Annotated in this window: 19 protein-coding genes; 10 read left to right on the top strand and 9 right to left on the bottom strand. The window is 65.3% G+C overall.

The genetic code is table 11. From position 1 onward, the window contains the following. Positions 1-147: 147 nt before the first annotated feature. On the top strand, positions 148-687 hold the full coding sequence (gene moaB, locus KSS93_RS22815) for a molybdenum cofactor biosynthesis protein B (RefSeq protein ID WP_217839851.1): 540 nt from the start codon (positions 148-150) through the stop codon (positions 685-687). A 165-nt stretch (positions 688-852) separates the two neighbouring features. Here moaB and KSS93_RS22810 read toward each other — a convergent pair whose 3' ends face one another. Beyond that, on the bottom strand, positions 853-1740 hold the full coding sequence (locus tag KSS93_RS22810) for a bestrophin family protein (RefSeq protein ID WP_217886094.1): 888 nt from the start codon (positions 1738-1740) through the stop codon (positions 853-855). A 21-nt stretch (positions 1741-1761) separates the two neighbouring features. Beyond that, on the bottom strand, positions 1762-2763 hold the full coding sequence (moaA, locus tag KSS93_RS22805) for a GTP 3',8-cyclase MoaA (protein WP_217886093.1): 1002 nt from the start codon (positions 2761-2763) through the stop codon (positions 1762-1764). Between the two features lie 315 nt (positions 2764-3078). Here moaA and KSS93_RS22800 point away from each other — a divergent pair, with 315 nt between their 5' ends. After that, positions 3079-5406 carry an FdhF/YdeP family oxidoreductase gene (locus KSS93_RS22800; RefSeq protein ID WP_217886092.1) on the top strand — a complete coding sequence of 776 codons (2328 nt, stop codon included), beginning with the start codon at positions 3079-3081 and terminating at the stop codon, positions 5404-5406. A 100-nt stretch (positions 5407-5506) separates the two neighbouring features. Here KSS93_RS22800 and KSS93_RS22795 read toward each other — a convergent pair whose 3' ends face one another. Continuing rightward, positions 5507-5965: an Lrp/AsnC family transcriptional regulator gene (locus tag KSS93_RS22795; protein WP_217839847.1), complete on the bottom strand. Its 459-nt coding sequence runs from the start codon at positions 5963-5965 to the stop codon at positions 5507-5509. A 165-nt stretch (positions 5966-6130) separates the two neighbouring features. On the opposite strand from KSS93_RS22795, the gene KSS93_RS22790 reads away from it, so the two are divergent. Beyond that, positions 6131-7294, top strand: coding sequence for a trans-sulfuration enzyme family protein (locus tag KSS93_RS22790; RefSeq protein ID WP_217886091.1), 1164 nt, complete (start codon positions 6131-6133; stop codon positions 7292-7294). Positions 7295-7387: 93 nt separating this feature from the next. Here the strand turns inward: KSS93_RS22790 and KSS93_RS22785 are convergent, their stop codons facing one another. Next, a complete protein-coding gene (locus KSS93_RS22785; protein WP_217886090.1) occupies positions 7388-7624 on the bottom strand; it encodes an HP1242/YdcH family protein in 237 nt (78 codons plus the stop codon). Between the two features lie 264 nt (positions 7625-7888). Here KSS93_RS22785 and KSS93_RS22780 point away from each other — a divergent pair, with 264 nt between their 5' ends. From KSS93_RS22780 to KSS93_RS22765, 4 genes are all read left to right on the top strand, one after another. Beyond that, on the top strand, positions 7889-9526 hold the full coding sequence (locus KSS93_RS22780) for a phosphoethanolamine transferase (RefSeq protein WP_217888788.1): 1638 nt from the start codon (positions 7889-7891) through the stop codon (positions 9524-9526). 192 nt (positions 9527-9718) lie between these two features. Further along, positions 9719-10852 carry a ribonuclease D gene (gene rnd / locus KSS93_RS22775; RefSeq protein ID WP_217839843.1) on the top strand — a complete coding sequence of 378 codons (1134 nt, stop codon included), beginning with the start codon at positions 9719-9721 and terminating at the stop codon, positions 10850-10852. After that, positions 10849-11142: a YcgL domain-containing protein gene (locus KSS93_RS22770; protein ID WP_217886089.1), complete on the top strand. Its 294-nt coding sequence runs from the start codon at positions 10849-10851 to the stop codon at positions 11140-11142. The genes rnd and KSS93_RS22770 overlap by 4 nt, the downstream gene beginning before the upstream one ends. Before the next feature lie 75 nt (positions 11143-11217). After that, on the top strand, positions 11218-12150 hold the full coding sequence (locus KSS93_RS22765; RefSeq protein ID WP_217886088.1) for a D-2-hydroxyacid dehydrogenase: 933 nt from the start codon (positions 11218-11220) through the stop codon (positions 12148-12150). Positions 12151-12280: 130 nt separating this feature from the next. On the opposite strand, the gene KSS93_RS22760 is transcribed toward KSS93_RS22765, so the two are convergent. After that, positions 12281-12874 carry a nitroreductase family protein gene (locus tag KSS93_RS22760; RefSeq protein ID WP_217886087.1) on the bottom strand — a complete coding sequence of 198 codons (594 nt, stop codon included), beginning with the start codon at positions 12872-12874 and terminating at the stop codon, positions 12281-12283. A gap of 143 nt (positions 12875-13017) precedes the next feature. On the opposite strand from KSS93_RS22760, the gene KSS93_RS22755 reads away from it, so the two are divergent. Together KSS93_RS22755 and KSS93_RS22750 are read left to right on the top strand one after the other, a co-directional pair. After that, complete coding sequence (locus KSS93_RS22755) at positions 13018-13467, top strand: YcgN family cysteine cluster protein (protein WP_217886086.1); 450 nt, start codon at positions 13018-13020, stop codon at positions 13465-13467. 34 nt (positions 13468-13501) lie between these two features. Continuing rightward, positions 13502-14710 (top strand): hypothetical protein, encoded by a 1209-nt coding sequence (locus tag KSS93_RS22750; protein ID WP_217886085.1) that lies wholly within the window; start codon positions 13502-13504, stop codon positions 14708-14710. Between the two features lie 85 nt (positions 14711-14795). Here KSS93_RS22750 and KSS93_RS22745 read toward each other — a convergent pair whose 3' ends face one another. Next, a complete protein-coding gene (locus tag KSS93_RS22745) occupies positions 14796-15137 on the bottom strand; it encodes a DUF2892 domain-containing protein (RefSeq protein ID WP_217886084.1) in 342 nt (113 codons plus the stop codon). Positions 15138-15362: 225 nt separating this feature from the next. Between KSS93_RS22745 and KSS93_RS26690 the strand changes: the two genes are divergently transcribed. Continuing rightward, entirely contained in the window at positions 15363-15488 is a 126-nt protein-coding gene (locus tag KSS93_RS26690) for a hypothetical protein (RefSeq protein ID WP_263975035.1), read from the top strand. A gap of 162 nt (positions 15489-15650) precedes the next feature. Here KSS93_RS26690 and KSS93_RS22740 read toward each other — a convergent pair whose 3' ends face one another. Genes KSS93_RS22740 through KSS93_RS22730 form a run of 3 tightly spaced genes read right to left on the bottom strand, consistent with a single transcriptional unit; the run spans position 15651 to position 18434 of the window. Next, a complete protein-coding gene (locus KSS93_RS22740; RefSeq protein WP_217886083.1) occupies positions 15651-16505 on the bottom strand; it encodes an ABC transporter permease in 855 nt (284 codons plus the stop codon). Beyond that, entirely contained in the window at positions 16492-17343 is an 852-nt protein-coding gene (locus KSS93_RS22735; protein ID WP_217886082.1) for an ABC transporter permease, read from the bottom strand. Before KSS93_RS22735 ends, KSS93_RS22740 begins: the two co-directional genes overlap by 14 nt. Continuing rightward, entirely contained in the window at positions 17340-18434 is a 1095-nt protein-coding gene (locus tag KSS93_RS22730; RefSeq protein WP_217839832.1) for a quaternary amine ABC transporter ATP-binding protein, read from the bottom strand. The genes KSS93_RS22735 and KSS93_RS22730 overlap by 4 nt, the downstream gene beginning before the upstream one ends. Positions 18435-18480 lie beyond the last annotated feature (46 nt).

Genomic DNA, 18480 nt, shown 5'->3' with positions numbered 1-18480 from the left:
ATGGCCACAAATGGATGCTGGCGTGGTTACCTGTGTAGGAGCGGGCATGCGATAAAGCCTGTCGATCACCCGGTACGCCATATCTATTGGACGCCCACCGGCCACCGCTCTAGCGTTGCCCACACTGCCATTTCAAGGAGCTTCACCGTGAGCGTCAAACCCGACGCGGTCTTTGTGCCGCTGAACATCGCCGTGCTGACCGTCAGCGACACCCGCAGCTACGACACCGATACCTCCGGCGAGCTGCTGGCCACTCGCGCGGTGGGCGTGGGCCACCGCCTGGTGGCGCGCGAGCTGCTCAAGGACGACCTGTACAAGATCCGCGCCCAGGTTGCCACCTGGATTGCCGACGAGCAGGTGCAGGTGGTGCTGATCACCGGTGGTACCGGCTTTACCGGCCGCGACAGCACCCCGGAAGCGGTGGACTGCCTGCTGGACAAGCGCATCGACGGTTTCGGCGAGCTGTTCCGGGCGCTGTCGATTCTCGATATCGGCACCTCGACCGTACAGAGCCGGGCTTTGGCCGGCATGGCCAACGGCACCCTGGTGTGCTGCCTGCCCGGCTCTACCGGGGCATGTCGCACCGCGTGGGAAGGGATTCTGGCCGAACAGCTCGATGCCCGGCACCGGCCGTGCAATTTTGTCGCGCACCTCAAACCCATCGGGCTGTGCGAAAGCCGCGGTTGAGACCCCGTAGGAGATTACCCATCCCTGTGGGAAGCGGCCTTGTGTCGCGATGGGACGCGAAGCGGCCCCAAGGCCTCGGCCTCATGCAAAATTGCCGGGGCTGCTGCGCAGCCCATCGCGACACAAGGCCGCTTCCCACAGAGACCGTGTTAAATCATCGTGGTCTCAGCTCAACACATGCTCCACCGGCTGCAACGCCGGCGGCAACGGCTCATGCCCCAGTGCCGCCAGCACATCGCGCTCGATGGTGCGTACCAGGGCATCGGTGGGCAGGTCGTTCTCGTCGCGCCCGAACGGGTCTTCCAGCTCGTTGCCGATCGCATCCAGGCCAAAGAAGGTGTAGCTGACGATGGTGGTGAACAGCGGCGCCAGCCAGCCCAGCGGCTCGGCCAGGGCGAACGGCAGCAGCAGGCAGAAGATGTAGATGGTGCGGTGCAGCAGCAGGGTGTAGGGGAATGGCAGCGGTGTGCCCTTGATCCGCTCGCAGGTGGCCTGCACGTCGGCAAGGCCGGTCAGGCGCTGCTCCAGCAGGGTGTAGCGCAAATCGCTGACCGGCAGTTTTGCGCAGTGCTCGCCGACCGCCTGGAGAATGCCGTTGCAGACGTTGTGCGGGGTTACCCGGTCGGCTTCGTTCAGCCACGGGCGTGCCGCGCGCAGCTCATCCTCGTTGCGCAGCCGCGCATTCAAGGCATGGGCAAAACCGCACAGGCTGCGCAGCAAATGCGCGCGCAGTTGCTCATCGGCAATCACCACGCTTTCGCGGGCGAACGAGCGCACCTCGATGATCACCCGCCCCCAGGCCTTGCGGCCCTCCCACCAGCGGTCGTAGCAGGCGTTGTTGCGAAAGCTCATGAAGATCGACAGCGACAGGCCCAGCAGGGTGAACGGCGTGGCGCTGACCGGGTAGAACAGCGCCGGGTAGTGCCGCTCCACCAACACGATCAACGCCGCCAGCAGGGTCACTGCCAGGCAGCGCGCGGCAATGCGTTTGACGATCGAGCCCTTGAGAGTGAACAGCACGCGCAGCATGTCGGGGCGTGGGTGGACGATCAAGGCGGTTCCAGAGGCGGGCTATCAGCCGCCGGTCATGTTCATGAAACGCAGGATCTGCACCTCGCCGCCCACCTCGAAGTGGTGGCGGTAGGGCTTGAGCTGCATGGCATCGCGGATGGCGGTTTCCAGCCGGTCGCTGTCGCCGGGGTGCTGGCGCAGCACCTGCTTGAGGTCCACCGAGTGCTCGTTGCCCAGGCACAGCAGCAGCCGGCCCTCGACGGTCAGGCGTACGCGGTTGCAGGTGGCGCAGAAGTTGTGGCTGTGGGGCGAAATGAAGCCGACCCGGGTATTCGGCGCCTCGGCCAGGCGCCAGTAGCGGGCCGGGCCTTGTGACGATTCGGCCGACTCGACCAGGGTGAAGTGCGCGGCCAGGCGCTCGCGCACCTCGTCGCTGGAACAATACGACTCGCCACGCTGGTGCTCGCTGATAACCCCCAGGGGCATTTCTTCGATGAACGAGATATCCAGCTCGCGATCGATGGCAAACCGCACCAGGTCGACGATTTCGTCGTCGTTGCGGCCCTTGAGCACCACCGCGTTGAGCTTGGTGCGGCGAAAGCCTGCTGCGCGCGCGGCGTCGATGCCGTCGATCACTTGCTGCAAATCGCCGGTGCGGGTGAGGGCGCGAAAGCGCTCGGGGTCGAGGCTGTCGAGGCTGATGTTCAGGCGGGTGACGCCGGCATCGAACAGCGGCTGGGCCAGGCGGCCGAGCTGCGAGCCGTTGCTGGTCAGGCACAGTTCGCGCAGGCCAGGCAGGGCGGCGATGCGTTGGCACAGGCCGACGATGCCCTGGCGTACCAGCGGCTCGCCGCCGGTCAGGCGGATCTTGCGGGTGCCCAGGGCGACGAAGCGCTCGGCTACCTGGTACAGCTCTTCGAGGCTGAGGATCTGCTGGCGCGGCAAGAACTGCATGTCTTCGGCCATGCAGTAGACGCAACGGAAGTCACAGCGGTCGGTGACCGACATCCGCAGGTAGTCGACTTTGCGATTGAAACCGTCGATCAGGGCCGGGGGCTGTTGCACAGGTGCGCTCGAAGGAAAAAGGGCTATGCGATCCAAGCTATCGCTAGTGGCCAGTAGCGTCAAATTGCTTTGCCTGACCGCTTGATCGACAGCCTCTATCACGAGTGCGGGCCTTTATTCACCGGGCTTGTCGTGGGAGCGCGCTTGGCCCGCGAGAGGCCAGCACAGGCTTGCATCACAGCATGATCGACAGCACCTATCACAGCGTAAGACATTTCGATTGGACGCCCCCACCAGCCCCTCAATAGGCTGGAAGCAAGCAGCAGGCCACGGGACCTGCCGCACCTTTCAAATGCCCGCGTGAGGATCGACCGCATGAGCCAGGACCAACACATCAGGGACTACAAGGGGCCGGCCGCCGGCTGGGGCGCGCTGAAAAGCGTGACCAAGAGCTGGCTGGGCAGCGAGAACGCCTTCAAGAACCTGCGGGCCATGCTCAAGACCAACCAGAACGGCGGCTTCGACTGCCCCGGCTGCGCCTGGGGCGAGTCGCCGGAAAGCGACATGGTCAAGTTCTGCGAAAACGGCGCCAAGGCGGTCAACTGGGAAGCCACCGGCCGTTCGGTGGACCCGGCGTTCTTCGCCAAGTACAGCGTCAGTGCGCTGCGCGAGCAGACCGACTACTGGCTGGAGTACCAGGGCCGCCTGACCCACCCGATGCGCTACGACGCAGCCACCGACCATTACGTCGAAACCAGCTGGGAAGAGGCCTTTGCCCTGATCAGCGAGCACCTGAACGCACTTGAGTCCCCCGACCAGGCCGAGTTCTACACCTCGGGCCGGGCCAGCAACGAGGCGGCGTTCCTCTACCAGCTGTTCGTGCGCGCCTATGGCACCAACAACTTCCCTGACTGCTCGAACATGTGCCACGAGGCCAGCGGCGCCGGCATGTCGGAAACCCTCGGGGTGGGCAAGGGCACCGTGGTGTTCCATGACCTGGAGCTGGCTGACGCGATTTTCGTGATTGGCCAGAACCCCGGCACCAACCACCCGCGCATGCTCGAACCGCTGCGCGAAGCGGTCAAGCGCGGGGCCCAGGTGGTGTGCTTCAACCCGCTCAAGGAGCGTGGCCTGGAGCGCTTCCAGCACCCGCAGCACCCGCTGGAGATGCTCAGCAACGGCTCGGAGCCGACCACCAATGCCTACTTCCGCCCGGCCCTGGGTGGCGACATGGCGGCCATGCGCGGCATTGCCAAGTTTTTGCTGCAGTGGGAGCGCGAGGCGCAGCTTAACGACGAGCCGGCAGTGTTCGACCACGCCTTCATCGCCGAGCACACCAGCGGAGTCGAGGCCTACCTTGAAGTGGTCGATGCCACCCCGTGGGAGCATATCGTCGAGCAGTCGGGGCTGAGCAAGGCCGAGATCGAGCTGGCCGCGCGCATGTACCGCAAGGCTGAACGGGTGATCATGTGCTGGGCCATGGGCGTCACCCAGCACCGCCATTCGGTGCCGACCGTGCAGGAAATCGTCAACCTGCAGCTGCTGCGCGGCAACGTCGGCAAGCCGGGTGCGGGGTTGTCGCCGGTACGCGGCCACAGCAACGTGCAGGGCGACCGCACCATGGGTATCGACGAAAAGCCCAAGGCGGTGTTGCTCGATGCCCTGGAAAAACGCTTCCAGTTCAAGGTGCCGCGCGCCCACGGCCACAATGCCGTGCTGGCGATCAAGGCCATGGAGGAGGGCCGGGCCAAGGTGTTCGTCGCCCTGGGCGGCAACTTCGCCCAGGCCACCCCGGACACCCCGCGCACCCATGCGGCGCTGCGCAACTGCGCGCTGACCGTGCAGATTTCCACCAAGCTCAACCGCTCGCACCTGGTGACCGGGCGTGATGCCTTGATTCTGCCGTGCCTGGGCCGCACCGAGATCGACCTGCAGGCCGAAGGGCCGCAGGGCGTGACCGTGGAGGACACCTTCAGCATGGTGCATATCTCCCACGGCCAGCTCAAACCGCGCTCGCCGCACCTGCGCTCGGAGCCTGCGATCGTCGCCGGCATGGCCAAGGCCGTGCTGGGCGACACGCCGATCGACTGGGAATACGCGGTTGCCGACTACGGGCGCATCCGCAGCATGATCGCCGACGTGATCCCGGGCTTTACCGACTTCAACGAGCGCCTGCAATCGCCGGGCGGCTTCCACCTGGGCAACAACGCCGCCGAGCGCAACTTCCGCACCAGCACCGGCAAGGCCCGTTTCAGCCCCAGCCCGTTGCCCGAGCAACTGGTCAACGCCAAGGTGCTGGCCCGTGGCGACAAGCCTGACCTGATCCTGCAGACCCTGCGTTCGCACGACCAGTACAACACCACGCTGTACGGCCTGGATGACCGCTACCGCGGGGTGTTCGGCCTGCGCGAGGTGGTGTTCGTCAACGAGGCCGACATTCGCCGCCTGGGCTTCGAGCCGGGCGAGCAGGTGGACCTGGTGTCGCTGTGGGAGGATGGCGTGGAGCGCCGGGTGTCGGGCTTTCGCCTGGTGGCCTATGACGTACCCGAAGGCCAGGCGGCAGCCTATTACCCCGAGACCAACCCGTTGGTGCCGCTGGAAAGCTACGGCGATGGCACCTATACGCCGACCTCGAAGTTCGTGGCGATCAAGGTGGTGAAGGCGCAGGCGGGTAACCGTATTGCGGCAGCCACGGCGCAGTGATGGCCTGTACCGGCCCTATCGCCGGCAAGCCGGCTCCCACAGGGAGATGCGATCACCTGTAGGAGCCGGCTTGCCGGCGATGAGGCCGGGCCTGCAAACATCACCGGCTCACCGGAAACGCCGTGGTGTACTTCATCTGCTCCATGGCAAAGCTCGAGGTGATGTTGGACAACCCGTCGGTGCTGGTGATGAGCTTCTTGTAGAAGTGGTCGTAAGCCTTGATGTCGCCGACCACCACCCGCAGCATGTAGTCCCAGTCGCCAGACATGCGGTACACCTCCATCACCTCCTCGAACGCCGTCACCGTGGCGGCGAATTGCGCCAGCCACGCGCTGTCGTGGCGCTGGGTCTTGAGCTGGACGAACACCGTCAGGCCCAGGCCCAGGCGCTCGGGGTCGAGCAACGCGACGCGGCTGCGGATGTAGCCGTCCTCTTCCAGGCGCTTGACCCGCTTCCAGCACGGGGTGGTCGACAGGTTGACCGCTTCGGCCAAATCCTTGAGCGACATCGAGGCATCGCGCTGGAGCAGGGTGAGGATGTGCTGGTCGAAACTGTCCATGGCGCAATCGGGCTCGAAAGGAGAAAAAGTTACCCCAAGGTTAGCCGTTTGCCGTAATGGGTGGAAACATCAGCTGCCGGTGACGACAACAACGTTCCACGCACTGCCTGGCGCAGGCGGATATGAGATAGTGGCGCCTTTCCCCCACACGCCACGAGCCCGAGCATGTCCGACAAGCTGCGCAATTTCGCCACCCGTACCATCCACGCCGGCGAGCAGTCCAGCGTTGCCGACAACGCCATCTTCCCGGCCATCGTCACCTCCAGCTCGTTCATCAAGCGCGGTCTGGACGACCACCCCGAATACGCCTACAGCCGCGTCAGCAACCCCACCCGGCACGCCTACGAAACCTGCGTGGCCGCGCTGGAAGAAGGCGTGGGCGCGGTGGCTTGCGCCTCGGGGGTGAACGCCACCTCTACGGTGCTGGAATTGCTCGACAAGGACGCCCATGTGGTGGTGATGAACGGTGTCTATGGCGGTACCTTCCGCCTGCTGGAAGACTACCGTGCACGCACCTCGGGGCTGACCACCACCTACGTCGACCTCAACGACCTGGACGCCGTGGCTGCGGCCATCCGCCCTGAAACGCAATTGATCTGGATCGAGTCGCCGACCAACCCGCTGCTGCACCTGGTGGACATCAAGGCGCTGTGCACGCTGGCCCGTGAGCGCGGCATCCTGACCTGCATCGACAACACCTTCTGCTCGCCGTGGAACCAGCAGCCGATCACCCTGGGCGTGGACCTGGTGATGCACTCGGCGAGCAAGTACATCGGCGGCCACTCCGACCTGACCGGCGGCGTGGTGGTGGCGGCCAATGAGCAGCTGCTCAAGCGCCTGCGCCACATCAGCATGGCGGTGGGGGCCATCCAGGGGCCGTTCGACTGCTACCTGGCGCTGCGCGGGTTGAAAACGCTGGATGTGCGCATGGAACGCCAGAGCGCCAACGCCTTGCGCATCGCCGAGTACCTGGAAAACCACGCGCAGGTGGAGCAGGTGTTCTACCCGGGGCTGCCAAGCCACCCGCAACATGAACTGTGCAAGCGCCAGATGCGCACCGGCGGTGCGGTGGTGGCGCTGCGCATCAAGGGCGACCGGGCTGCGGTCAACCGGTTGGTGGAGGCGTTGCAGATCTTCGTGCTGGCCGATTCGCTGGGCGGGGTGGAGAGCATGATCAACCACTCCTGGACCATGTCGCACAACTCGTTGAGCCCGGCGCAGAAGGGCGAAATGGGCATCAGCGAGAACCTGCTGCGGTTGTCGGTGGGGATCGAGGATTACCGTGACCTGATCGAAGACCTGGATGCAGCGCTGAAGGCTTCTGCCTGAACGCCGAATGATCGCGGGGCAAGCCCGCTCCCACGGTGAGTCGTGGAAGCGGGCTTGCCCCGCGATGGCGTCAGTGAATTCAGTGAGGAACGTTCAGGCTTTGGGCGGGTGGATGATCCGTTCGATCTTGTCCTTGAGCAGCAGCCGCTCCTTGCGCAGCTTGTTGACGGCCTCATCGCTGGTGCCGTTGCCTTCGGCGGCCAGCACCTCCTTGTCCTTGGCGTTGTATTCCTTGTGCAGCTTGTGCAGGTCCTGGTCCTTGTCGATCAGTGCCTGGAAATTCTCAGCGGTAATGTGCAGGTCTGCGAGCAAATCGTGCGGAACTGGCATTTCTTCACCTCTGTCTGGGGTTGGCGAAAGGGCCTGAGCCATGAGAATAGCCCCCTTTGCGCCACTGCGAAAAGCCAGGCTGCCATGGCGTGCCTGGCTGAATAATCGCTGAATGAAAACTGTTTAACGGATGAAAACTGCATCCGCACCAATTGTTACCAAGTTTTTCACAAAAAATTGATGCTAGGCTTTCTAGAGTTCGGCCAACTTTCCAGGGTGCCGCTGTTGCCCCTGGCCGCCCATGAACTCTACGTGCGAATGCCAATGTTGAAAGTCAAACCCCTGCGGACTGAATGGGTCACGCTGTTGGCCAGCCTTTACCTGTTGATTGGCCTCAACACCTTTCTTTGGGGGCACCTGGAGAGCATCCTGCCGCCCGGCATGGTGGGGCTGTGGCTGGGCCTGGCATTCGCCGTGCTGATGCTGTTCGCGTTCAATCTGGTACTGACGCTATTGGCGTTTCGTTATGTATTGAAGCCGGTATTGATCATCTTGTTCATGAGTGGCGCCAGTGTTGCTTATTTCATGAACCAATATGGCGTACTTGTTGACGCCGGCATGTTCCGCAATGTCGCCGAAACCAATGTTTCGGAAGTGCGTGACTTGTTGTCGATCAAGTTTGCGCTTTATATCGTGCTGCTGGGCATACTGCCCTCGCTGGCGGTGTGGAAAGCGCGCATCGCCTACCGCCCGTGGCACCGCGAACTGCTGGGCAAGCTGGTCGTTGGCGGCGCCTGCGTGGCGGCACTGGGTTCGGTGGCGCTGGTCAACTACCAGGGGCTGTCGTCGCTGTTTCGCAACCACCACGAACTGCGCCTGATGCTCACCCCAAGCAATATCGTCGGCGCCTCCATCGGCTATGTCAGCGAGCAGGTCGGCACCGCCGCGCGGCCGTTCCAGGCCTATGGCGAAGATGCCCGTCGCGATGCCGCCTGGCAGCACCACCAGCGCAAGTCGCTGACCGTACTGGTAGTGGGTGAAAGTGCCCGCGCCGAGAACTTCGGCTTGCTCGGCTACCAGCGTGACACCACCCCTAAACTGGCCAAACAGCAGGGCCTGCTGAGCTTCAGCGACGTGCACTCGTGCGGCACCGAAACCGCCGTGTCGGTGCCGTGCATGTTCTCCGGCATGGGCCGCAAGGACTACGACGCGCGGGTGGCGAAGAACCGCGAAGGCCTGCTGGATATCCTCCAACGCGCCGGCCTCAGCGTGCAGTGGCGCGACAACCAGTCCGGCTGCAAGGGCACCTGCGACCGCGTGCAGTTCATCGACGTGAGCAATCTCAAGGACCCGGCCCTGTGCGCCGGCGGCGAATGCCATGACGAAATCCTGCTGCAAGGCCTGGGCGAGCTGATCGACAACCTCGACAAGGATACCGTGCTGGTGCTGCACCAGATGGGCAGCCACGGCCCGGAGTACTTCAAGCGCTACCCCAAGGGCCAGGAGCCGTTCCAGCCGGTGTGCCGCAGCAATGCACTTAACCAGTGCAGCCGCGACGAGATCATCAACGGCTACGACAACACCCTGGCCTACACCGACGACGTGCTGTCGTCGCTGATCGACACCCTGCGCAGCAAGCAGGACAAGGTCGACACCGCCATGCTCTACCTGTCCGACCACGGCGAGTCGCTGGGCGAGTACAACCTGTACCTGCACGGCACCCCGTACGCCATCGCCCCGGACCAGCAGAAGCACGTGCCGATGGTGGCCTGGTTCTCCGACAGCTACCAGAAGGACTTTGGTGTAGACACCGAATGCATGGCCAAGCTGCGCGACGCGCCGCTGTCCCAGGACAACCTGTTCCACTCGATGCTGGGCCTGTTGCAGGTGCGCACCGGCGTGTACCAGCAGTCGCTGGACATGTTCGCCAGCTGCCGGCCTTGGCTGGCGGCGGGTCGCTGAGCCTGCAAGGGCCGATCGCGGGGCAGGCCCGCTCCCACGTGATCCTGCAAAGCTTCACGTGGGAGCGGGCTTGCCCCGCGATAGCATTTCGCAACAGCACCGGGCAACCGCCCGGCACCACGGATGGCGCGAGGTTTCACCCCCAAGGCCCGCGCCGTATATACTGCGCGCCAATGTTAGTGGGAGAGCCTCGTGGCCATCGAAATTCACTGGATCCGTGACGACCAGACCCTGGCCGAACACTGCCAAGCCTGGCGCGAACTGCCCTATGTAGCACTCGACACCGAATTCATGCGGGTCGACACCTTCTACCCCAAGGCGGGCCTGATCCAGATCGGTGACGGCAAGCGCGCCTTCCTCATCGACCCGCTGTTGATCCGCAACTGGCAACCCCTGGCCGCGCTGCTCGAAGACAGCGGTGTGGTCAAGGTGCTGCACGCCTGCAGCGAAGACCTCGAGGTGCTGCTGCGCCTGACCGGCAAGCTGCCGCAGCCGCTGTTCGACACCCAACTGGCCGCCGGCTACCTGAACATCGGCTTCTCCATGGGCTACTCGCGCCTGGTGCAAGAGGTGCTGGGGCTCGAGCTGCCCAAGGGCGAAACCCGCTCCGACTGGCTGCAACGCCCGCTGTCCGAGACCCAGGTAAGCTACGCCGCCGAAGATGCCGTGCACCTGGCCGAGCTGTTCACTGCCCTGCGCCCGCGCCTGAGTGATGACAAGTACGCCTGGGTGCTGGAGGACGGCGCAGAGCTGGTGGCTGCGATGCGCCGCGAGGTCGACCCGCAGACGCTGTACCGCGAGGTGAAGCTGGCCTGGAAGCTGTCGCGCCAGCAACTGGCGGTATTGCGCGAGCTGTGCGCCTGGCGCGAGCGTGAAGCGCGCAACCGCGACGTGCCGCGCAACCGTATTCTGAAGGAACATTCGCTGTGGCCGATGGCCAAGTCCCAGCCCGACAACCTGTCGGCACTGGCAAAAATCGACGAGATGCACCCGCGCACCATCCGCCAGGACGGCCAGTTCCTCATCGAACTGATCAAGCGCGCCGGTAGCCAGCCTGCCGAGCAGTGGCCGCAGGCTTTGCCCGAGCCGCTGCCGATCGAGGCCGCCGGCATTCTCAAGCGCCTGCGTGCCATTGGCCAGGCCGAAGGCGAGCGCCTGCAGATTGCCCCGGAGCTGATGCTGCGCAAGAAAGCCCTCGAAGCGCTGCTTAAAAGCGGCTACCCCGACGGCCCCTATCAACTGCCCGATGCGTTGCGCGGCTGGCGCCGTGAGCGCATGGGCCAGGCCCTGCTGGACGACCTGGCGGGTGCCGGAGACAAGCCATGAAACGTATCTGCTCGATCTACAAGAGCCCGCGCAAGAACGAAATGTACCTGTACGTGCTCAAGGCCGAAGGCCTGGAGCGCGTGCCCGAGGGCCTGTTGCCGGTCTTCGGCACCCCCGTGCACGCCTTCGACCTGGTGCTGACCCCCGAGCGCAAGCTGGCGCGCGAAGACATCGCCAAGGTGCTGGAGAACCTCGAAAACCAGGGCTACCACCTGCAGATGCCGCCGCTGGAAGACGAGTACATCGAGCACCTGCCCGAAGAGCTGCTGCGCCGCAACGACCCGGTCTGAGCCGGGCGCCATCGCATCTTGTACAGCGGCCCGCCTGGCGGGCCGCGTTCGTTGTCTGCCAAGGTTGTGTTTTACATGCGCGTTCTGATCGCTGAACAGGATCATGCCAACTACGCCCGCCTGCTGGGCGAAGCGGCACCGGACCTGGAGGTCCTGACCAGCGGCGATTCCGCCGAGCTGGCGCGTTTCGCCCCCGACTGCCCGGTATGGCTGGGCCAGCCGGACCTTTTGGCCAGCCTGCTGCGCCAGGGCCACAAGCCCGACTGGATGCAGTCGACCTGGGCCGGCATTACCCCGCTGCTGGCCGACGGCCTGCCGCGTGACTACCGTCTGACCCGCGCCGTGGGCATCTTCGGCCAGGTGATGGCCGAGTACATGCTTACCTACATGCTGGCGCACGAGCGCGAAGTGCTGTCGCGACTGGTCAGCCAGGTGGAGCGGCGCTGGGACGACCGCCCCGGGCGCACGCTGGAGGGCCGCCGGGTGCTGATCGTCGGCACCGGCGATATCGGCCAGCGGGTCGCTGAGTTTCTGGTGCCGTTTGGCGTGACGCTTTATGGCGTGGCCAGCAGCGCCCGCGAGCAGGCGCCGTTCGCCGAGGTGGCCGGGCTCGACCAGCTGCCGCGCATGGTGGCGCAGGCCGACTACGTGCTGAACCTGCTGCCCGATACCCCAGCCACCCACGACCTGTACGATGCGGCGCTGTTCCAGTGCTTCCAGCCTGGTGCGCTGTTCATCAACGCCGGGCGCGGCGCGGCGGTGGTCGATGCGGACCTTGTCGAGGCGCTCAAGCAGGGCCACCTGGCCGGTGCGGTGATCGATGTGTGCCGCCAGGAGCCGCTGCCCCAGCGCCACCCGTTCTGGACTGCCTGGGGCTTGCTGCTGACCGGGCACAGCTCGGCGCCCACCTCGCCTGCGGCGATGGTGCGGTTGTTTGTCGAGAATGTGCGGGCGTATGCAGCGGGGCAGGGGATGCGTGGCGAGGTGGATTTCGCCCGGGGTTATTGAGCCTTTATTGCCTGTCCCGGCCTCTTCGCGGGCAAGCCCGCTCCCACAGGTTTATCTGTTTCCTCAGGTCACAGGTAATCCTGTGGGAGCGGGCTTGCCCGCGAAGAGGCCGGGACAGCCAGCCGACTATTTACAGGCTGAACTCACCCTCAGCCGCCAGCTCACTCAATGGCCGGCGCGGGCTAGGCACTTCGCGGCTCTGCAGGCCTTCGGCCAGACTCGCCTTGTCCCCCAGCTTGCCGATCGCCACCATGGCATGCAGCTCATAGCCCTCGGGGATCTTCAGCTCGCTGCGGGCCAGCGCCTGGTCGAAACCGGCCATGCCGTGGGTGTGCCAGCCGCTGATGCTGGCCTGCAGCGCCAGGTGGCCCCAGGCTGAGCCGGTGTCGAAGGTGTGCCACAGGGCCGGCTTTTCTTCATCCGAGCCAGGTGCTGCGAAGGTGGTCTTGGAGATCACCAGCACCAATGCCGAGGCCTGCTGCGCCCAGCTGCGGTTGAACTCGTTGAGGATCGCCAGGTAGCGCTCCCAGCTTGGCGTGTCGCGGCGGGCATACAAGAAGCGCCAGGGCTGCGAGTTGTAGGCCGATGGCGCCCAGCGCGCGGCTTCGAGGAAGCTCAACAGGGTTTGCTGGCTGATCGGCTCGGCGGTGAACGCCCGAGGTGACCAGCGGTTGATGAACTGCTCGTTGATGGCGTAGTCGGCGATGCGTGGGTTGGCGCTCATGGGTGCTCCTGCAAAGGTGGGCAAAGACCGCACGCTACTGCGTCCGGCTGGCACTGACAAGCGGTCTGGCTTTGCCGCCGCACTGGCTCTAGACTGGCGCCGCCGCGCGCCGCGGATTCACGTTGAATGCAGGAAACCGTGTGATGATCGCCGATACCGCGCCCTTCTGGCGGCGCAAGAGCCTCGAACAACTTGACGACAAAGAGTGGGAGTCACTGTGCGACGGTTGTGGCCTGTGCTGCCTGCAAAAGCTCGAGGACGAAGAGGACAACGCCGTTTACTACACCAGCATCGCCTGCAAGCTACTGGACCTGCAGACCTGCCAGTGCAGTGACTACCCCAACCGCTTCGAGCATGTGCCGGACTGCATCCAGCTAACGCCCGGCAAGGCCGACCAGTTCAAGTGGCTGCCGCCCACCTGCGGCTACCGCCTGGTCAGCGAGGGCAAGGACCTGCCGGCCTGGCACCACCTGGTCAGCGGCGACCGCAAGCAGGTGCACGAGCAGCGCATTTCCCGGTCGGGGCGCATGCTCAGCGAGAACGATGTGGATGAAGACGACTGGGAAGACCACCTGATTTTCCGCGCCGGCTGAAAATCATCGCCTCTGGGGAACAAGGAGTTTCTGTATGCGTCGCCCGCTGTTGTTGCTTGTCGGCCTGCTGGCCAGTACCCAGGTACTGGCGAAAAAGGTCGACCTCGATTACCAGGTACGTTTGCTGCCGCAAAGCGGTCAGGCCGAGGTGCGCCTGACCTTGGCCGATGGCAGCGCGGTGCGCAGCCTGGACTTCGACCTGGGCAACGGCAACAGCTACAGCGACTTTTTGGCCGACGGCCAATGGCAGGTGCAGAACGGCCGTGGCCTGTGGCACCCGGCGCCGGGCAAGACCAGCCTGAGCTACCGCGTACGCCTTGACCAGCAACCCGGCGGGGCGGCCCATGAAACCCGCATCACCGCACACTGGGCGTTGTTCCGTGGCGACCAGCTGGTGCCGCCGGCGCGCCTTGATCAGCAGGACGGCACCGAGCTGGTGTCGCGCCTGGCCTTTGATTTGCCAGCCGGCTGGAAAAGCGTGGAAACCGCCTGGCCGCGTATTGGCCGGCAGAAGTTTCGCATCGACGATGTATCACGCCTGTTCGACCGCCCCACCGGCTGGATGCTCGCCGGCAACCTCGGCAGCCGCCGCGCGCGCCTTGGGGAAACCGAAGTCACCGTCGCCGCACCGCAGGGGCAGGGCATGCGGCGCATGGACACCCTGACGCTGCTGACCTTCGTCTGGCCGCAACTGCAGGCGGTGTTCCCGCGCAACCCGCCCAAGCTGCTGATTGTCGGCGCCCGGGACGGCATGTGGCGCGGGGCCCTGGCCGGTAACAACTCGCTGTACCTGTACAGCGCAGGGCCGTTGATCGGCGAAAGCGGCAACAGCCCGCTGCTGCGCGAAGTGGTGCAGCAGTTCGCCCGCATCAACGACCGCGAGCGCAGTGACTGGCTGGGCGAAAGCTTCACCGAGTACTACGCCACCGAGCTGCTGCGCCGTGCCGGCGGTATCAGCGACGACCGCTACGCCACCTTGCAGGCGCGGCTGAACAAGCTCGGCGCCAAGGTCACCCACCTCAAGGGCGCCAAGGCCGATGCTGCCCAGGTGGCCCGTGGCGTGCTGCTGCTGCAGGCGCTGGACCGCGAGATCCGCCTGCACACCCACGACAAGCGTTCGCTGGACGACGTGGCCCAGGCGCTGATGCGCCTGTCCAGCGTCAGCACCGATGAGTTCGTGCAGATCAGCGAGAACGTGCTCGGGCGCCAGTCCGAGGTGTTGCAGAGCAAGGTGTTGCGTTAACCCAGGCTCTTCGCGGGGCAAGCCCGCTCCCACGCGGCCCAAACAGGACGCAACGTGGGAGCGGGCTTGCCCCGCGATTGCATTTTCAACCCCCCGCCAACGGATCCTTCCCGGTCACGGTCACTGTACGCGTTGCCGCCTCGGCACTGGCCTTGAGTGCCTTCAGTTCCCGCGCGCCGCGCTCGATGTCGCGGTGCAGGCGGTGATACTCGGCACGGTGGCGCTGCCACCAGGCCTTGGTCGAGCAGCGCCCGCTCACGCCGCGGGCCAGGGCCAGGCCGCCGACGGCCACCTGCAGCATGCCCAGCAGGCCACCATGGCGCAGCCCCTTGCTGATCATCAGCGCGCCGCCGGCCAGCGAACTGAGGCGTTCCAGGCCGTGGACGTTGTGTTCGGGGGTGGCCTGGGAAGTTGGGATTTCGAACATTGCGCGGTCTCCTGTGTGCATGGGTTATGCAGCTGACCCCGGCACATCGGTGCCTGTTCAATCCCGCTGCCGAGCGGCACAACCGCTCTAGCGTGACCTTTCTGGCCAACTCGGGGTCCGCCAGGGGCAACTTGGTCACCCGGGGCTGGACTGGTTTTGGCTGGCGCGAAGCTCTGGTTTGCCAGGTTTCGGCCGTATTTTGCTGCGGCGCCCCAAGTACGGCGTATGTTCGTGATGCCGCAGCACCGGTTGGAGGTGTCGCTGACCATTGGGCTGGCGTTGGTGATTGTGCGGATTGGGGTAGTCAACCAGTGGCGGCACAAGCCGGTACCGGCGCTGGCGCAAGCCTGATCCGGTAACCGTGTGGCCTCGTGCCGCGATGGGCCGCAAATGCGACCTGGCTTTGCGGGTGCTTCGCACCCGATCGCGACACAAGGCCGCTTCCCACAGGTGCAACGCTTGCCTCTGGCTTTGCGCAATCCTGTAGGAGCCGGCTTGCCGGCGATGATGGGTTCAATGGGCGGGCAGGGCTCCCCGGCGACGTTCCAGCAGGCCACGGGACAGGCGGTCGAGCAGCAGCGCCACGGCCACGATCGCAAGGCCGGCGCGCAGGCCCAGGCCCATCTCCATGCGGGTCAGGCCGCGGGTCACTTCGGCGCCCAGGCCACCGGCACCGACCAGCCCGGCCAGCACCACCATGGCCAGCGACAGCAAAATGCACTGGTTCAGGCCTACCAGCAGGGTGGGCAGGGCGCTGGGCAGTTCGATCTTGAGCAGGATGGTGGCCGGCTTGGCACCGGTGGCCTGGCCCAGTTCCAGCAGGTCCTTGGGCACCTGGCGAAAGCCCAGGCTGGTCAGGCGCAGCATCGGCGGGATGCCATAAATGACCGTGGCGATGATCGCCGGCACCTTGCCCAGGCTGAAGATGATCACCGCCGGAATCAGGTACACCCATGGCGGTACCGTTTGCATGATGTTCATCACCGGGCCGATGGCGTTGTCGAAGCGCTTGACCCGTGCCGCCAGGATGCCCAGCGGGAAGGCGATGGCCACGGCGATCAGCACCGCCACCGACACCAGCGCGATGGTCTGCATCGAGGCGGCCCAGAAGCCGCTGACCCAGCAAAAGCCCAGCAGCACGCCGGCCAGCAAGGCGTTGCGCAGGCTGATGAACGCCGCAGTCAGGCCGCACACCACGGCGATCAACGCCCAGGCCGGCGGCAGCAGCAGGGCGGCTTCGATGGCACCCAGCACCGCTTCGACGAAGTGGCTGATGGCGACGAACAGGCCGTGCAAGTTGGCGTTGAGCCAGTCGAATACCGGCGCCAGGTAGGCGCCGGGCGAAACGTTCAGCTCAGTGAGATTCATGGCGGGCCTCCTGGGCGCTGCCGCTCTGGGCAAGGCGGTCGAGGATCAGGGTCAGCACCACGATGGCGATGGCGGCGTTGATCGAACGGGCGATGTCCAGGGTGCGGATGGCGTTGTAGATCACCTCGCCCAGCCCGCCGGAGCCGACGATGCCGGCGATCACCACCATGCCGAAGGCCATCATCAGGCTCTGGTTGATGCCGGTCATGATGCTTGGCAGGGCGAACGGCAGGCGGATCTTGACGAACTGCTGCCAACCGGTGGTGCCGCTGGCGTGGCCCAGCTCGATAAAAACTTTGGGGGTCATGCGGATGCCCAGCGCCGTCAGGCGCAGCACCGGCGGCACGGCGACGATGAAGGTGGCCACCAGCGCGGTACCGGCGCCAAAGCCGAGCAGGGCGATGGCCGGCAGCAGGTAGATGTACGGCGGCAGGGTCTGGATCAGGTCCAGCACCGGTTCGCTGATGCGGTACAGGGTGGGCGACAGGCCCGCCGCCACACCGCAGGGGATGCCCACCAGCAGCGCCAGGCTGGTGGCGGTGAGCACCAGCGCCAGGGTGCTCATGGTCTGCGGCCACAGGCCCATCACCGCGCACAGCAGCAGCGCGGCCAGGGTGCCGATGGCAAAGCGCCGCCCGGCCAGGCGCCAGGCCAGCAGCGCGAACAACAGCGCGGCGACGTAGAAGGGCGGCAGGCTCAGCACCCACAGCACTGCCTGGTACAGCGCCTTGAGCACGTCGTTCAGCGCATCGAAGATATGCGAGGCGTTGTCCGAGAGCCACATCAGGCCGTTGTCGACGGTGGCGTCGAAGGCATCGGCAAAGTCGGAGGGGTTCATGCCGAGCCCTCCCGTGGCGAAGGTACCGCGCGCAGCGGGGTTTCCGGCGGTACGCCCTGCACCGCGCGCAGCAGCGCGCGCTGGCTGATCACACCCACCAGCGCGCCGTTGTCGCGAATGCCCACGGCGTCCTGGCCGGAGCGGATCAGCAGGTTGATCAGGGTGTCCAGGTCGCTGTCGGGGCTGGCGCACTCCAGGTGTTCGAGGTTTTCGCCACGGGCCGGCGGCTGCATGATCGAGTGGGCCTTGACCAGGTGCAGGCGCGAAATGCCGGCGACGAATTCGGCCACATAGTCGTCGGCCGGGCTGAGCACGATGTCTTCGGCGGTGCCTTCCTGGATGATCACGCCATCTTTCATGATGGCGATGCGATCGCCGATGCGAATGGCTTCTTCGAGGTCGTGGGTGATGAACACCGCCGACTTGCCCAGCGACTTGGTCAGCTGGCGGAACTCGTCCTGCAACTGGCGGCGGATCAGCGGGTCAAGGGCGCTGAAGGGTTCGTCCATGAGGATCACTTCAGGGTCCGAGGCGATCGCCCGGGCCAGGCCCACGCGCTGCTGCATGCCGCCGGAAAGCTCTGCGGGGTAGCGGTTGGCCCAGTCGCTCAGGCCCACCTTGGCCAGGGCTCGGCCGGCCACTTCATGGCGTTCGGCCTTGCCCACGCCTTGCACTTCAAGGCCAAAGGCTGCGTTCTCCAGCACCGAGCGGTGCGGCAGCAGGGCGACGCTCTGGAACACCATGCCGATGTGTTTGGCGCGCACCTCGCGCAGGGCGGCGGCGTCGAGCCGGGAAATATCCCGGCCCTTGACCAGCACCTCGCCGCTGGTGGGCGTGATCAGGCGGTTGAGCAGGCGGATCAGGGTGGACTTGCCACTGCCGGACAGGCCCATGATGCAGAAAATTTCACCGCGGCGAACCTGCAGGCTGACGTCGCTGACGCCCACCACGCAGCCATATTCCTGGAGGATCTGGGTCTTGCTCAGGCCGCGCTCGCGGTAGGCCTGCAGGGCGGCCGGCGCGCGGTCGCCGAAAATCTTCCAGACGCCACGGCAATCGACCAGGGTTTCAACAGCATTATCGGTATTCATATGTGCACCCGAACCAGAGGTTTTCTGGTGTGTTCTTGTGTTCAAG

This window comes from Pseudomonas xanthosomatis (assembly GCF_019139835.1).
Lineage (GTDB): Bacteria > Pseudomonadota > Gammaproteobacteria > Pseudomonadales > Pseudomonadaceae > Aquipseudomonas > Aquipseudomonas fakonensis.
The sequence above is the reverse complement of the archived record's forward strand: the minus strand, read 5'-3'. Positions and strand labels throughout refer to the sequence as shown.

Excerpts from the sequence above, each read along its gene's own strand:
- KSS93_RS22800 (WP_217886092.1), top strand. The coding sequence starts at position 3,079 with ATGAGCCAGGACCAACACATCAGGGACTACAAGGGGCCGGCCGCCGGC.
- KSS93_RS22795 (WP_217839847.1), bottom strand. The coding sequence starts at position 5,965 with ATGGACAGTTTCGACCAGCACATCCTCACCCTGCTCCAGCGCGATGCC.
- KSS93_RS22790 (WP_217886091.1), top strand. The coding sequence starts at position 6,131 with ATGTCCGACAAGCTGCGCAATTTCGCCACCCGTACCATCCACGCCGGC.
- KSS93_RS22785 (WP_217886090.1), bottom strand. The coding sequence starts at position 7,624 with ATGCCAGTTCCGCACGATTTGCTCGCAGACCTGCACATTACCGCTGAG.
- KSS93_RS22780 (WP_217888788.1), top strand. The coding sequence starts at position 7,889 with ATGTTGAAAGTCAAACCCCTGCGGACTGAATGGGTCACGCTGTTGGCC.
- KSS93_RS22770 (WP_217886089.1), top strand. The coding sequence starts at position 10,849 with ATGAAACGTATCTGCTCGATCTACAAGAGCCCGCGCAAGAACGAAATG.
- KSS93_RS22765 (WP_217886088.1), top strand. The coding sequence starts at position 11,218 with ATGCGCGTTCTGATCGCTGAACAGGATCATGCCAACTACGCCCGCCTG.
- KSS93_RS22760 (WP_217886087.1), bottom strand. The coding sequence starts at position 12,874 with ATGAGCGCCAACCCACGCATCGCCGACTACGCCATCAACGAGCAGTTC.
- KSS93_RS22755 (WP_217886086.1), top strand. The coding sequence starts at position 13,018 with ATGATCGCCGATACCGCGCCCTTCTGGCGGCGCAAGAGCCTCGAACAA.
- KSS93_RS22750 (WP_217886085.1), top strand. The coding sequence starts at position 13,502 with ATGCGTCGCCCGCTGTTGTTGCTTGTCGGCCTGCTGGCCAGTACCCAG.
- KSS93_RS22745 (WP_217886084.1), bottom strand. The coding sequence starts at position 15,137 with ATGTTCGAAATCCCAACTTCCCAGGCCACCCCCGAACACAACGTCCAC.
- KSS93_RS26690 (WP_263975035.1), top strand. The coding sequence starts at position 15,363 with ATGTTCGTGATGCCGCAGCACCGGTTGGAGGTGTCGCTGACCATTGGG.
- KSS93_RS22740 (WP_217886083.1), bottom strand. The coding sequence starts at position 16,505 with ATGAATCTCACTGAGCTGAACGTTTCGCCCGGCGCCTACCTGGCGCCG.
- KSS93_RS22735 (WP_217886082.1), bottom strand. The coding sequence starts at position 17,343 with ATGAACCCCTCCGACTTTGCCGATGCCTTCGACGCCACCGTCGACAAC.
- KSS93_RS22730 (WP_217839832.1), bottom strand. The coding sequence starts at position 18,434 with ATGAATACCGATAATGCTGTTGAAACCCTGGTCGATTGCCGTGGCGTC.